The organism is Pontimicrobium aquaticum (assembly GCF_005047595.1).
Lineage (GTDB): Bacteria > Bacteroidota > Bacteroidia > Flavobacteriales > Flavobacteriaceae > Pontimicrobium > Pontimicrobium aquaticum.
In genome coordinates this window covers 104,678-118,512 of record NZ_SUPL01000005.1, presented here as the reverse complement: position 1 = coordinate 118,512, position 13,835 = coordinate 104,678, and the positions used below count along the sequence as shown (strand labels likewise).

General features: G+C 29.8%; 11 protein-coding genes. 7 read left to right on the top strand and 4 right to left on the bottom strand.

The features are described from left to right. Positions 1-20 precede the first annotated feature (20 nt). Entirely contained in the window at positions 21-1,211 is a 1,191-nt protein-coding gene (locus tag E5167_RS10245) for a site-specific integrase (protein ID WP_136843735.1), read from the top strand. A gap of 45 nt (positions 1,212-1,256) precedes the next feature. Here the strand turns inward: E5167_RS10245 and E5167_RS10240 are convergent, their stop codons facing one another. Beyond that, complete coding sequence (locus tag E5167_RS10240; RefSeq protein WP_136843733.1) at positions 1,257-1,937, bottom strand: HEPN domain-containing protein; 681 nt, start codon at positions 1,935-1,937, stop codon at positions 1,257-1,259. A gap of 376 nt (positions 1,938-2,313) precedes the next feature. Here E5167_RS10240 and E5167_RS10235 point away from each other — a divergent pair, with 376 nt between their 5' ends. Beyond that, the gene (locus tag E5167_RS10235; protein WP_136843732.1) at positions 2,314-2,874 is read left to right on the top strand and encodes a YceI family protein; all 561 of its coding nucleotides are present in this window, start codon (positions 2,314-2,316) and stop codon (positions 2,872-2,874) included. A gap of 94 nt (positions 2,875-2,968) precedes the next feature. Here E5167_RS10235 and E5167_RS10230 read toward each other — a convergent pair whose 3' ends face one another. Next, positions 2,969-3,376 (bottom strand): hypothetical protein, encoded by a 408-nt coding sequence (locus E5167_RS10230; protein WP_136843730.1) that lies wholly within the window; start codon positions 3,374-3,376, stop codon positions 2,969-2,971. A gap of 519 nt (positions 3,377-3,895) precedes the next feature. Between E5167_RS10230 and E5167_RS10225 the strand changes: the two genes are divergently transcribed. Beyond that, the gene (locus E5167_RS10225; protein WP_136843728.1) at positions 3,896-7,468 is read left to right on the top strand and encodes a LamG-like jellyroll fold domain-containing protein; all 3,573 of its coding nucleotides are present in this window, start codon (positions 3,896-3,898) and stop codon (positions 7,466-7,468) included. 261 nt (positions 7,469-7,729) lie between these two features. Here E5167_RS10225 and E5167_RS10220 read toward each other — a convergent pair whose 3' ends face one another. After that, positions 7,730-7,978 (bottom strand): helix-turn-helix domain-containing protein, encoded by a 249-nt coding sequence (locus tag E5167_RS10220; RefSeq protein ID WP_169301414.1) that lies wholly within the window; start codon positions 7,976-7,978, stop codon positions 7,730-7,732. Positions 7,979-8,539: 561 nt separating this feature from the next. Between E5167_RS10220 and E5167_RS10215 the strand changes: the two genes are divergently transcribed. From E5167_RS10215 to E5167_RS10205, 3 genes are all read left to right on the top strand, one after another. Then, positions 8,540-9,280, top strand: a complete 741-nt coding sequence (locus E5167_RS10215; protein WP_239021981.1) for a S41 family peptidase — start codon at positions 8,540-8,542, stop codon at positions 9,278-9,280. 253 nt (positions 9,281-9,533) lie between these two features. Then, a complete protein-coding gene (locus tag E5167_RS10210; RefSeq protein ID WP_136843722.1) occupies positions 9,534-11,084 on the top strand; it encodes a TlpA family protein disulfide reductase in 1,551 nt (516 codons plus the stop codon). Between the two features lie 373 nt (positions 11,085-11,457). Next, positions 11,458-12,066, top strand: coding sequence for a DUF2202 domain-containing protein (locus tag E5167_RS10205; RefSeq protein WP_136843720.1), 609 nt, complete (start codon positions 11,458-11,460; stop codon positions 12,064-12,066). A 348-nt stretch (positions 12,067-12,414) separates the two neighbouring features. Here E5167_RS10205 and E5167_RS10200 read toward each other — a convergent pair whose 3' ends face one another. Then, positions 12,415-13,290 (bottom strand): AraC family transcriptional regulator, encoded by an 876-nt coding sequence (locus E5167_RS10200; RefSeq protein ID WP_136843719.1) that lies wholly within the window; start codon positions 13,288-13,290, stop codon positions 12,415-12,417. A 197-nt stretch (positions 13,291-13,487) separates the two neighbouring features. Between E5167_RS10200 and E5167_RS10195 the strand changes: the two genes are divergently transcribed. Then, positions 13,488-13,736, top strand: a complete 249-nt coding sequence (locus E5167_RS10195; protein WP_239021980.1) for a DUF983 domain-containing protein — start codon at positions 13,488-13,490, stop codon at positions 13,734-13,736. Positions 13,737-13,835 lie beyond the last annotated feature (99 nt).

The window sequence follows — 13,835 nt, the reverse complement described above, 5'->3', positions numbered from 1 at the left end:
TATTTAACACAAATTACATTATGAAACTTAATATATTATATACCATTAATAAGTCAAAAACAAATAAAAAAGGGCTCTGTGGAGTTACTTGTAGGCTTACATATTCAAAGAATAGAAAACAATTCTCCACAGGATTATTCATAAACCCTAAAAACTGGAACAACAAACAACAGGAGGTCAAACCACCAGAACCTGATGCAGAGTTGATAAACACACAATTGAGCCTGATTAAGACAAAACTTAGTCAGGCTTTTTTAGTATTACAGGTACAGGAAAATGACTTTACAGTTGAAGACATTTACAAGACCTATAAAGGCGAGAAAATAGCCAAGGACCACAATACTATTGAATATTTTGAACGTTACTTAAAGAGGCTTAAAACGCTTGTAGGGATTGATATTGTGGAATCTACATGGAATAAATTCTATTATGTAAAAAACCATGTGCAATCCTTTATAAAATGGCAGTATAAAACCTCAGATTATCCACTTAAAGACTTGAAGTTACAGTTTCTTAATGATTTTGAGTATTACCTTAAAACAGAGAAGAAACAAGCTCAAATCACTATCAATAAGTCCATACAGCGTTTTAGAAAACCTATTAAAGTTGCTGTAGCTGAAGGTTATTTAGACAAAGACCCATTTATACTCTTTAAATCTAAAACGGTAAGGAAGGAAATAGTGTTTTTATCTCCAGAAGAGCTTAAAAAGCTTGAAGAATATGGGTTCAACCAAACTAGATTGCAATTTGTAAAAGACCTATTCATTTTTTGTTGTTATACAGGATTGCCTTATAATGAGTTAATGGATTTGAAACACAATCATATTGTAAAAGGGTTTGATAATAAGCTTTGGATTAAAATGAAGAGGAAGAAAACCTCTAAAAGTTTATCAATACCATTGTTACCTAAGGCACTCATAATACTAAATAACTATAGCAATGATGATTTTATATTCCCAAGGATAAGCAACCAACGTTATAATTCTTATTTAAAAGAGATAGCATCCATTGTTGGGATAGACAAAAGATTGACAACCCACATGGCTAGGAGAACATTTGCAAGTACGGTGTTATTATATAATGATGTTCCAATGGAGATTGTAAGTGAGTTACTGGGTCATAGTAATATGAAAATCACACAGGATAGTTATGGTAAAGTGGTTCAGAAGAAGATTAGTAATGCGATGAATAGATTGGAGGGAGGTGGCTAGTTTTACTTCAAAAGAGAATTACACACGCTTTTACCCGTTATTTATTCAAAATAAATTCTGTGTAAACTCTGTGAATTTTGATATTTGACCTTCATACTTATTTTTAGTACTTCCACCTTTTACTATACCCTCATCTTGAATTACTGATCCAATACGAATATTAATTGAAAATCCAATATCAGGTTTTTCCATAAAGTCTTTTTTATTCTCTTTGCTCAGGATGAAGTTGTTTTCATAAAGATGTGAATCATTATTTTTAATGGCATCAAAGTATCTAGACATGGATTCCCCTCCATTTTTTGAGTTATCAATATGTTTTTCCATAAAGTCAATAGTATAATCTAATTCACCAATTAGCTGATTTATGTAGAAGCCTATAAAGATTGGCTTTTTAATATTGTCGTAATATCTGATTTTAAATGAATTTTGCAATATTTCTAAGAAAACTGCATCAAATTCTTCAGTTATATCGCTGCCTACTTTGGATAGAAGATTTTTCAATTCTTCAAATCTATCAAGATGGTAATGATATCTTTCATTGTCTTTGAGGTTAAATACAATTATTGCTTTCAGATATTTTTCAACTGAAGTACTAGCAAGTGTTAGTCCTTGAATTATTAAATGATTATTGAGTAAAAAACGAGCAGCAATATAATCACGATAACCTAGATCCATTAGCCAATGTCCTTTATAAAGCTTTTCCGTCCATGTAATAGATTTTTCCATAATAATTATTGTGTTTAATGAAATAAAACTATTATTAGCCTAATTATACAGATTCTTTCAAATTTACATAATAATCTTACAGTATTAGTATACTTATTTACCAATGGAGATTGTGAGTAAGCTATTAGGTCATTCTAAATTACAGACTACACAGGATCATTATGGTAAAGTAGTTGAGAGTAGGGTTGTTAAGGAGATGGATAAATTTAGGGATATACAGTAAAATCTAAGGAAAAAGAATAAATGAGCAAAGTCCTTTCTAGGGGCTGATATTTTTTTAATTGAGCACATTAAATGTAATCTTTAATATATTCTTAACAGAATATAAACTTATAGTATGGTTAATTTGTATCTATTAATAATAAAATCAAACATTATGAAAAAGTTATTTACTGTGTTATTTTTTACAGTTTCCTCCATTGTTTTTTCTCAATCTACATGGAAAGCAGATAAGGCACATTCAAAGGTGAGCTTTAATATTACTCATTTAATGATATCTGAAGTTACTGGAAACTTTGGTGATTTCAATATTGAAGCTACAGCAGATGATACATTTTCCAATCCAAATTTTAATGTAGAAATTAAAATAGCCAGTATTGATACGGATAATGATGGCAGGGACAAGCATTTAAGAAGTGATGATTATTTTGGAGCTGAGAAGTTCCCTACTATGGTGTTTAAAACAACTAATGTAGAAATGACTGGAGAAAAGACTTTTAAGCTAACAGGGGATTTAACTATTAAGGATGTTACCAGGAGTGTTACTTTAGATGGTAAGGTTAATGGGATTATCACCAATAGGAGAAATCAAAAGCTTAAAGCAGGGTTGAAGATAACAGGCACCATAGACAGATTATTGTTTAAAGTGGGAGGTAAAACAGCTACTTTAGGTGATGAAGTAGAGATAGTGATTAACATGGAAATGAACCAACAATAAATAGGTTAATTATTTTATTCATATTAGGATATAAAAAATGGGCTGTATTTGCAGCCTTTTTTGTTATATGTCACCTTTGGAATCCCTAGTAGGGTTAAACTTGGAGCTCTTTTGTAATCCAATCAATTGCTTGGTCTAGATTAAAGAAGACCTCTCCTTTAAATTTTAATAAACGTTTTTCAATTTCAAAATTCTCATATCCAATCCCAGAATAAAGGACAACAGCATTTAGTCTTAGATTACCAAATTTTCTTGCTATGGGAATTAATTCAGGCAGATTAATTGAGTAAGAGTTAACCTTATTACTGATTAACCCATAAGGTTTTTCAACTCCAAAGTAATCATTCGTTAGGTTCATGGCTTCCATAAATTGTGACTCTCCTATAACGGATCCTTCACTTATCTCTGAAATTATGAAATTTTCATAAAAGTATAAATCTCCCCAAGGGAAATTATATGACGCATGTGAGTTATGAAAATAACTGTTTTTAGTTTTATTCATTTTAGAGGGATTTCATAATAAAGTTAGCAAAAAAAACGACAGATTTTCACGATTGGCTAAAATTCATCAAAGAAGAACCTTATAACTTATGGTTAAAAACCACTTTATGATAAGAGAACAGGTTTAATTTGACAATTGATATTAACATATTAGAAGCTAAATGTTTCATCTAAAGTTGTGGGAGGCACTATAATATCATTAGCAACGTTATAATTAGCATGTGATTATAGATTATTAGTTATTTTAAAAGCAACAGTTAACAATTAAGTTAGCTGTTGTTTTTTTAACAATAAACCCACCACAAATAAAACATATAATAAAAATTGGTAAACTTAGTGGCTACTAGAATTCACATCAAAAGATTTACAAGAAAACAAATTGCATTTTAAAAGAAATTTGAATTTTCTCACGCTAATGTTAAAATAACATACATTACATCGGTTAAATAAGTGTTATATCGTTTTTTATAAATATATTAGCCATCAAGTAAGATGTCAATTGCTTGTTAACTTTTTTGAAATGAAGCTATTTATAAAGTCAAGTTTATTTGCATTGTCATTTATTAGCACGTTTTTCTTTGCTAAAGCGCAAACGTGTGATGGAAACACATTTAGTTCTCCAGGTCAACCAGTTACATGCACATATACCTATACGGCTACCGGATGGGAGGATGCATTAGGTAACCCTATAGTAGCACCGACTGGTGCATCTCTAGGCCAGTCAATTTGTATTTTGGCAAATAATTCTGCAGATAATTTTGGCACCATTAGAGGAACCCTTTATGTTGCTCCAGGAGTATCATATACAGGAAGTATAAGTACTCTTAATGGAACATTAATTGCCGAAGGAGATGTTACTTTAACCAATACGCCAAGTATGTCTGGAACAACTGTATATATAGACACTACTTCAACAGCTAACTTTCCTTTAAACTTAGCTCCAGGAGGATCTACGGACATATATAATGCAGGATCGTTAAATGTAGGAGGAGATTTAACTGTAGGGGGGCAAGTCTCAATTACTAATTATTCAGATGCCGAAATTATTGTTCAAGGAAGTGTGTCTACAAACAACATACTCAAAAATTGTGGACTTTTAGAAGTCGTTACTGGAGATGTAAGTACTGGAGGAGCCAGTGGATTACAAAACCTTTGCGTTACTTATCTTCATAATGATCTAATTTTGAATGGGGATTTTTATAATGAAGGCCTTTTAATTATAGATGGAGGAATAAATTTTGGAGCTAATACATTTTATAATAATGATATGATATTGGCAGATAACTTTGTTTTGAATAATAATGACATGATTGGTAATGACGATACTTCAATCTTAATTGTCCGTAATAATGCAGAGTTACAATCAAATGCGACCATTACAGGCCATAAATTTTTCGATATAGATGACGGTGGAGGCTTTGATGCCGTTTGTGGTGGCTGTACGGAAGATATAGATATTTTGTTAGACGTAACAGTTCCATCAAACATAAACGATCTTACATCAGCCTGTAACGGTAATATAGAATTTAATTCACCAACACCAATAGCCTTTATAGATTTTGATGGGGTGGATGATTATATAGATAGTTCTTTAAATTTAAGCGGAACAACACAAGGAACCTATATGGCTTGGGTTAAGTTAGATTCTACTTTCACTAACACAGGAATGGTTTTAAGCCAAGGAGACATGGAAATTAGAGTTATCGGTGGCACAAACAATGTTCGTGTTCAATTAAATTCAGGTACTTTAGAACTACCTGTTTCAACGGCATTAACCTTAGATCAATGGACACATATTGCTGTTGTCTATGATGCTTCTTTAGCAATAAGTGAACAATACAAAGTGTACATTAATGGAGAAGAAGAAGGAGCTTCAGGGCACGCCACCTTAGCTTCTGGATTAACCACCAGTACTGATCTTTTTACCATAGGGAAAGCCTCTAGTTCTAGCATTAATTATTTCAAAGGTGCTATAGATGAAGTACGTGTGTTTAATGTTAGTCTTACAGAAGATCAATTACAACAAATTGTATATCAGGAAATACAAGATAATAGCGGTAATCTTATAGGGAAGATAGTTCCTAAAGAAATAGTAGATTTTAATACAGGTGCAACAGTTTTGTGGTCAAGCTTGTCTGCATATTATCCAATGACTGATATTATTTCGTATGGAAGAACAAGTGATTTTTCGTCTAATGATTATATGGCGACCATGCATAACATTACCAGTATTCAACCACAAACAGCACCAATGCCATATCAAACAGCTACTGATGGCTTATGGACTTCTCAGGCTAGTTGGCTGCATGGAAACGTTTGGGATATTGAAGATGAGCCCAATAATAAAGATTGGAGTATTATTGCTGTAAAAAATAATATAACAACTTCTAGTAGGCATGGATCATTGGGCTTATTAATATACCCAAACGTAGAATTGGTAATAAATGGAGATGTAGAACTATACAACAGTTGGTATTTAAAATTAGATGGAAAAATTGATTTGGAGGGTGAATCTCAATTGGTTCAGGGAGAAAACAGTGATTTAGACCCTACAAGCTCGGGAATTTTAGAGAGAGACCAACAAGGGACAGCAGATCTTTATACCTACAATTATTGGTCAGCTCCTGTTGGTGTAAGTAACATAACAACTAATAATAATAACTATACTGTTCAAGATGTACTTAAAGATGGAAGTAATGCGGCTTCACCAATTAGTATCAATTGGATTACATCTGGATACAATGGGACTTCGGGATCACCTATTGGTATTGCGGATTATTGGATTTGGAAATATGCTAATTTGATAAGTAACAACTATCCTTCATGGCAGCATATACGTAGTAATGGCATTTTGCAGCCTGGTGAGGGTTACACAATGAAAGGGGTAGAAAATAGCTCATCTTCTTTTATAGAAGAGCAGAACTATGTGTTTAACGGAAAACCCAATAATGGTGATATTACTTTGACACTTTCGCCTGGTAACGATTATCTTATAGGTAATCCATATGCTTCCGCTATTGATGCTAATGAATTTATATTGGATAATATTAATAATAATGGAGGACGAGCTGATACTGATATTATCAATGGTACTTTATATTTTTGGGATCACTTTGCGAATAAATCACATAATCTTGGAGATTATGAAGGTGGATATGCTGCCTATAACTTGATGGGAGGAACTGTAGCAATTTCCAATGATGTTCGTATTAATAACTCTGGTGCTATAGGCACAAAATTACCTCAACAATATATTCCAGTAGGTCAAGGATTTTTTGTTACAGCTGGTACAGGTGGCACAGTGACTTTTAAGAATAGTCAACGTATTTTTAAAACAGAAGTCTCGGATCCCTCTTTATTTATGAGAAGTGGTAATAATAAAAAAGAAAGCAAAAATACCAGGGTAGTAAATATGGATACTAGAGAGAAAATAAGACTAATGTTTGATTCTCCTAAAGGATATTATAGACAGTTATTGGTTGGAGTTGATCAAAATGCCACTCAAAGTCATGATACAGGATATGATGCATTTCTTATAGAAGACAATACAGAGGATATGTTTTGGGTCATTAATGATGATAAGTACATCATTCAAGCGGTAGATAATTTTAATCAAGAGCAAAAACTACCAATAGGTGTTAAAATTAGTCAAGAAGGTTTAATTAATATTAAAATAGATACTTTGGAGAATGTGACTGAGGAAAGGAATATATATCTACATGACAAAGAATTGGAAATATACCATGATCTTAGAGATTCTAATTATGAAGTATACTTAATTGCTGGAGAGCATCTTGATAGGTTTGAAATTACTTTCTTTAAAGGAGAGACACTAGGTTCTATAGTTTCTAATAATGATAATATAGAAGTTTATTTTTCTAATAATAAAATTGTCATTTTAAATCCCAATTCTCTATTTATAAATTCTGTAGAAATGTTTAATATTTTAGGTCAGTCTTTGTTCAAGTTTAAGGTACAAACCAATGATAATTTTATTGAATATAATATTGAAGGAAATAAGACCTCAGGAGTACACATTATTAAACTAAAAACCAAACTTAATTCGTTTTCTAAAAAAGTAATAATCAAATAAGGCTTTTATGTTGATGTTTTTATGGTAAATATATTGAAGATTAGGTCCTTTAGAGAAGGGTTAGAATAATAACTTGGCAAGTTGGCAAAGTCAAATTGCCAACTTTTTATTTGAATTTAAAGAAGGGGTGTTACCTTAAACAATGCTTGTAATACAATACATTACTTTTTAAGCTTTTTTAAATAGTAGAATAAAGGAATAAACCTTTAGAAGAGAAGATATAATTTTAATGACTGTCCAAATAATCACTACTTTAAAATGTTATTTTATTTCTTCTGGGTAAAGCAAGTCATTTACTGTAACCTCAAAAGCTTCAGCGAACTTCATCAATGTAGTAAAGCCCATTTCTACTCTACCTTTTTCATATCTTCTTACTGCTGAGGGATCAATATTTACTATTGCGGCTACATCCATTTGGGTCATATTCATCTTAGTTCGTAAATACTTTATGCGTCTACCCAATTTAATAATAATCTCAGCATCAACTGTATTTGTTGCTTTTTTAGCCATAGAACAAATTTGCTCTATTTGTTTAAAAAACAGCAGAACATATATGTACGGTAAAATATGTTTGTTTATATTTAGGGGTTGAGTAAAAATCATAATTAATTTAAAATAACAAAATGAAATTATTAAAGACAGTATTAGGAATACTACTATTACTTGGAGGGTTTATTTCTCTAATCGTATTAATGAAGAGCCTGCCAACATATGAGGCAGCAGATGTCATAGGACATGTAATCGCTATCATTATTGTTTTTTGGATAGCATATTTATTGCTTAAATCTAAAAAGAAATGAGAAGCTTACTATTGATTCTATTAATGACACACATGCCACAACTAGAGTAGGATTCAATAATATACAAAACACTAGAGGGAGTTATTATCCACCTTTCAAAGTTCAATTTATTGAAGAGAAACTAGTTGTTACTGATTATTATAACCCTGAGCTTAAAAGCGTTTCTAAATTTGAAGTTGGTGATGTAATTACAAGTATAAATGGAAAACCTTTAGATTTTTTAATTGATAGTATTAGTTCCTTTTATCCTTCCTCAAATAACATTGTTAAAATGAGAGATATATCTAGAGATTTACTGCGTTCAAATAAAAAAAGCATTAGAGTTAATTATATTTCGAACAATGAAAAAAAACAAAGCAATTTACTTCTTTATAAAGAAAGTGACTTGAATATTAGATGGTATAAATGGACAGGAGAAAAAAGCTATAAATTTCTTGAAGATAGCATAGGCTATATAAATTTAGAATTTATTAAAAAAGAAGATATCCCTTACATAAAGAAAATTTTTAAAGACACTAAAGGAATTATTATAGATATAAGAAATTATCCTTCATCATTTGTGCCGTTTACTTTAGGGTCTTATTTTGTGTCTTCTCCAACTCCTTTTGTTAAGTTTACAAATTTCAACATAAACAACCCTGGTGAATTTGTTTTTAAAAAAGAGGCACTTATTCCAAAGCCAACAGAAACTTATAAAGGGAAATTGATAGTTTTGGTTAATGAATTTACTCAAAGTCAAGCAGAGTATACAGCTATGGCATTTAGAGCAGGAAATAAAACAAAAATAATTGGAAGTACTACAGCAGGAACAGATGGGAGTGTTTCTTCTTTATATTTACCTGGTGGACTATTAACTGCTATTTCTGGAGTTGGAATTTATTATCCTGATGGTACAGAAACTCAAAGAATAGGAATAGTTCCAGATATAGAAATAAAACCAACAGTAGAAGGTATAAAAAATGGAAGAGATGAATTATTAGAAAAAGCTATTGAAATAATAAAAGAGATGTAGTAGCTATTCTTAATCTTATATAAGTAATCAGTTTCAATCTTGAAAAAGAACTTTTAGTCCTTTGTTAGCATTAAGTTAATGTTTATCCAAGATATATAAACGAGGTCATCTTTGAATTTTTTTAAGAAAAAAGTTGTTGTTTTAGTAATTTTAAACAAACAAAACCAAAACTAATTTACCAAGTGCCAAAATAATATTTGATATTAATGAATGTAATTACTACTAACCTGTATTAACAATATTTAATATTTCAATGAGAAAGATAATATTTAATATCGTAATAGTTATTGTAGTCTTAAGCTGTAATAGTAAAAACAATAGCAATCATCAAAAGATTAAAGACATAAATAATGTAAAAAAAGGAAAAGTCTTAATTATTGGTAAAACAGATGATTTAATACCTTTTAACCATTTTAATGTATTCAACACGTCTTCGGCTTCACTTAATCATGGAAATTGCATAACAGACCAAAAGGTGATTGGTGACTCTATAGTCATGGAGATCGATTCTATTTTAGAACCGCAACTCTTACACTTGACTTCATATTCCAAAGATATCAATTATCGTGCTACATTTATGGCGAAACCAAATGATACGATAATTTTTGAAATTAAAAATAAGCGATTTAGCATTAAGGGAGAAAAAGCTGCTGAACATAACTTTTATTCAAGTTTACGAGATTCTACTCCAAGATATATACACAATCCTTATAAAGGCAGTATCATAGAATATAAATCCAGGGTAGACTCTATTTACAGAAAAAAAGTAGATTTTTTTAATAAATACGTAAGGAGGCATAATATCACATCAAAGTCATTTATTGATTTTGTAGCGTCTGGTTTGAAATATTCGCACCTTTATGAATTAATAAGCCCCAGAACACAAAAAAATGGAGACTCTTTTTACTTGGCTGGCCCAGAGGAATTATTTACAATTATTCAAAAAGAGCATAGCAGTAAAGAACAGTTGTTTAATCTTAAAGACTATTTAGGGGACATTACAATAGATGATTTTAAGGATGAGAGCCATTTAAGTATAGGTTCTTTCAAACCTGCTTTATCAGGACTTATAAGAAATTACTTTGCGACTTCAGATCATCCAAGTTATTCCAAAGAAAAATTTTTGGCAGAAAAAGCTGTTATAGAAAATAATTTTGATGAAAAAATCAAGGAGTACGCAATGGCTTCTCTCATTACTGTTTATCATTGGAGAGGCCTTGGGAATAGTAAACAAAGTGTTTCTTTTTTTAAAAATGAAATTCACGAATATGGTAAACAATATCCAGATTCAGAGTATACAAAGGAAATAGAAGATATTATAGAAGATTTAAATTCCTTTGAATTAGAGTTTCCTCAACCAGCATTAAACACCAAATTACTCAGTAAACATGGTGATACTTTAACATTAGGCGAAATTTTTAACCGTTCCAATAAAAGGATAAGAGTTATAAATTTTTGGACAAGTTGGTGCCCTCCATGTATTACCGAAATAACAAAAGCTAATAGTTTTAAAGATAAATTATCAGTTGAAAATAACGTAGAATGGATTTACTTATCTATAGATGAAGATAAAAAAAAATGGTTAAAAAAATCAAAAGAACTTGAAAGCTATCTTAATGTTCGTAACCAATATTTGGTTATTAATGGTACAAATTCACCACTAGGAAGATATCTAAAAGTTCATTCGATTCCAAGGTATATAATTCTAAATAAACAAAACGAAATTGTTTTGAATTATGCACCACATCCTTCGGATAGTATTGTATTTAAAAGGATAATTGATAAAATTAATATAGAAAATTAGTTATGGTAATGTCCTAAACTGGTGCTTTTCAAAATTAATCTATTTTTAATATTGATTTCCAGTAGATTACAAAATGAACAAGCCTTTTAATAGAGGCTTGTTTTTATTCTTTGAAGTAATGAAAGTTCAATAGCTTTATGAAAAGAGTTTAAAATTTGGTAAACTCTTTAATCATAGTTAAAGATTGGTTCGATAATGACATATGAAGGGGAGCAAACAAAGAAAAGTCCAACAGAAATGTTGGACTTTTTTTTATGCATTAAATTTTTCTGAAAAGCTTACCTACTAAGTAACTTTTGTTACAAACGTTATACTAAACCTAAATAGAAATTTGAAGTCTAATATGTATAGTGTTTAATTTAAATTTTTAATCATGAAAACAATTATAATAGCCTTCTTATCAATAATAAGTGTATTTATAACCAGTTGCTCTAAGAATGATGATAATACCGCAGCAATATTAGAATTAACCAATCTTGAAAAGCAAGACCTTGTTTTTTTGAGAGAGGAAGAAAAATTAGCTAGAGATGTCTATTTATACGCTTTTGAGAAATACCAACAGCAAATATTTTATAACATTTCGCAAAGTGAACAACAGCATATGAACAGTATTTTGTATTTATTGAACAAATACAACTTAAAAGATCCAGTAATAGAAGAATTGGGAATATTTTTAAATCAAGATTTACAACAACTCTACAATCAATTAACAGCACAAATAGATATTTCATTAATTGAGGCACTAAAAGTAGGTGCCACTGTTGAAGATTTAGATATTAAAGATATTGTCGAGGTTGAATCTAACACACAGAATATAGACATCTTAAATGTTTATAATAGTTTAAAGTGCGGTTCAAGAAATCATTTAAGAAGTTTTGTTTTTGAACTTGATTTTAATGGGATTAGTTATATTCCGCAGTTTATATCTGTTGAAGAGTATAACGAGATAATTGAATCTGAAAAAGAAAGATGTGGAGGATGATAGTAGTTTTCTAGTGTTAATCCAACTTAAAAAGTTCAACAGTTGTGTTGGACTTTTTTTATTGAATTACTATCTTTTTATCTGGCTCAAAATCTTTATGATGATAATAAACTACTATACCTTTTTAATATTATATTTTGCATTGAACTTTTTTTGCAAGTCTAGATGTGAGATGTGTTTTGTAAATAGTTATGAGATTTTTTCTTTTAATTAAAGTGTATTGGCTATTAATACCAAAATCTAAACGTAGAAAATGTCTGTTCAAATTTTCGTGCTCTAAATTTAGTTTATAGAGAAACTAACAGTTCTTTAATTAGTGAAAAAATGTGATTATTTATAGAGAACAAATTAGCGAAAATATTTTTTCTTAAAATCTAAAGGAGTGAACCCTGTTTTTGATTTAAAAAATTTTGAAAAATATGCATAATCTGAAAACTCAAGCGTATTAGCAATACTAGCCAAATTATCTCTAGAATGAACTATTAGCCTTTTAGATTCTAATATAATTCTTTCAGAAATTAATTGACTTGTTGTCTTATTAATGGTTTGTTTTACCACTCTATTAAGGTGTTTGGTTGTAATGTTTAATTGATTAGCATAAAAATTTGGCGACTTTTCAGTATAAAAATGCTTATTTATTAAGTTTTCTACTTTTTCAAGTATTTTGGAGTAGTGAGGAGAAGTAAATTTTTCTGTACTTATATCGGTAGAATACACTCTTGTTAGTTCTATATAAATACTGCTTATTAAGGTAATTATCTTTATGTTTTTTAAAGGTTTGTTTTGCATATATTCAATGTAAAGTTCTTTAAATTTTAAGTTTAGTTTGTTTAATTCGCTTTGAGACAGCTCTAATAAAGGTGGGTTTTGATAAGAGTAATAAAAAGGAAATGAGTTGAGTGCATGATCTAAAAAAGTTAATTCATAAAACTCTTGAGAATGAAAAAAGATAAACCCTTCAGGTTTAGTGTCAAATTTCCAAAAATGTGTTTGTGTAGGTTTTAAAAAGAATACTTTGCCAGGATTAATTCTATAAGTATTAAAATCAATTTCATGTACGCCACTGCCTTCAGTAAACATAATACATAAATAAAAATTATGACTATGTGGTTTATTAATCAGCTTAGAGTTTAATTCTACATGGTTTGAAAAAGAATTTACATAAAAATTATCTAATGGTTTTAATTTTTGAAATTGGTTAATATGTAAAACAGGTATTTTCATAAAAAATGTCCTAAAAGTACAAGAAATAGCGATAATGTTGTATGGCTAATAGAGCTATATAGTACTAATTTTGAAGCATAATTAATTAAATGTAATAATAAATGTTTTTTAATGCTTTAAATTGTAAATGTCCTAAATGTAAAAGTAATAATATTTTTAATTATAAGGGCAACATCCTATTGTTTAGGATGCCTAAAATGAATGAAAGATGTGGGAATTGCAATTATAAATTTGAAAAAGAAACAGGCTTCTTTTTTGGAGCTATGTTTGTTAGTTATGCATTAGCGGTTGCACAAATGGTAGTAAGCTTGGTTTTGTTTTGGTATTTTTTCGATTTATCTCCCTTAAGAGTTTTCTTTATTATTACTGTTATAGCAGTATTGTTAAGTACTTTTAATTTTAGACTTTCAAGATCTATATGGATACATCTTTTTTATAAAGATTAGTTTGACCTCTATCATCTTTGTTTTTGGATAGTATGTAACTTATATTGATTTATTAATATAGCTTAATAATTCTTGTAATAGAAGAAACTACTTTTGTAA

Excerpts from the sequence above, each read along its gene's own strand:
- E5167_RS10240 (WP_136843733.1), bottom strand. The coding sequence starts at position 1,937 with ATGGAAAAATCTATTACATGGACGGAAAAGCTTTATAAAGGACATTGG.
- E5167_RS10205 (WP_136843720.1), top strand. The coding sequence starts at position 11,458 with ATGAAAACAATTATAATAGCCTTCTTATCAATAATAAGTGTATTTATA.
- E5167_RS10195 (WP_239021980.1), top strand. The coding sequence starts at position 13,488 with ATGAATGAAAGATGTGGGAATTGCAATTATAAATTTGAAAAAGAAACA.
- E5167_RS10215 (WP_239021981.1), top strand. The coding sequence starts at position 8,540 with ATGAGAGATATATCTAGAGATTTACTGCGTTCAAATAAAAAAAGCATT.
- E5167_RS10210 (WP_136843722.1), top strand. The coding sequence starts at position 9,534 with ATGAGAAAGATAATATTTAATATCGTAATAGTTATTGTAGTCTTAAGC.
- E5167_RS10245 (WP_136843735.1), top strand. The coding sequence starts at position 21 with ATGAAACTTAATATATTATATACCATTAATAAGTCAAAAACAAATAAA.
- E5167_RS10225 (WP_136843728.1), top strand. The coding sequence starts at position 3,896 with ATGAAGCTATTTATAAAGTCAAGTTTATTTGCATTGTCATTTATTAGC.
- E5167_RS10230 (WP_136843730.1), bottom strand. The coding sequence starts at position 3,376 with ATGAATAAAACTAAAAACAGTTATTTTCATAACTCACATGCGTCATAT.
- E5167_RS10200 (WP_136843719.1), bottom strand. The coding sequence starts at position 13,290 with ATGAAAATACCTGTTTTACATATTAACCAATTTCAAAAATTAAAACCA.
- E5167_RS10220 (WP_169301414.1), bottom strand. The coding sequence starts at position 7,978 with ATGGCTAAAAAAGCAACAAATACAGTTGATGCTGAGATTATTATTAAA.
- E5167_RS10235 (WP_136843732.1), top strand. The coding sequence starts at position 2,314 with ATGAAAAAGTTATTTACTGTGTTATTTTTTACAGTTTCCTCCATTGTT.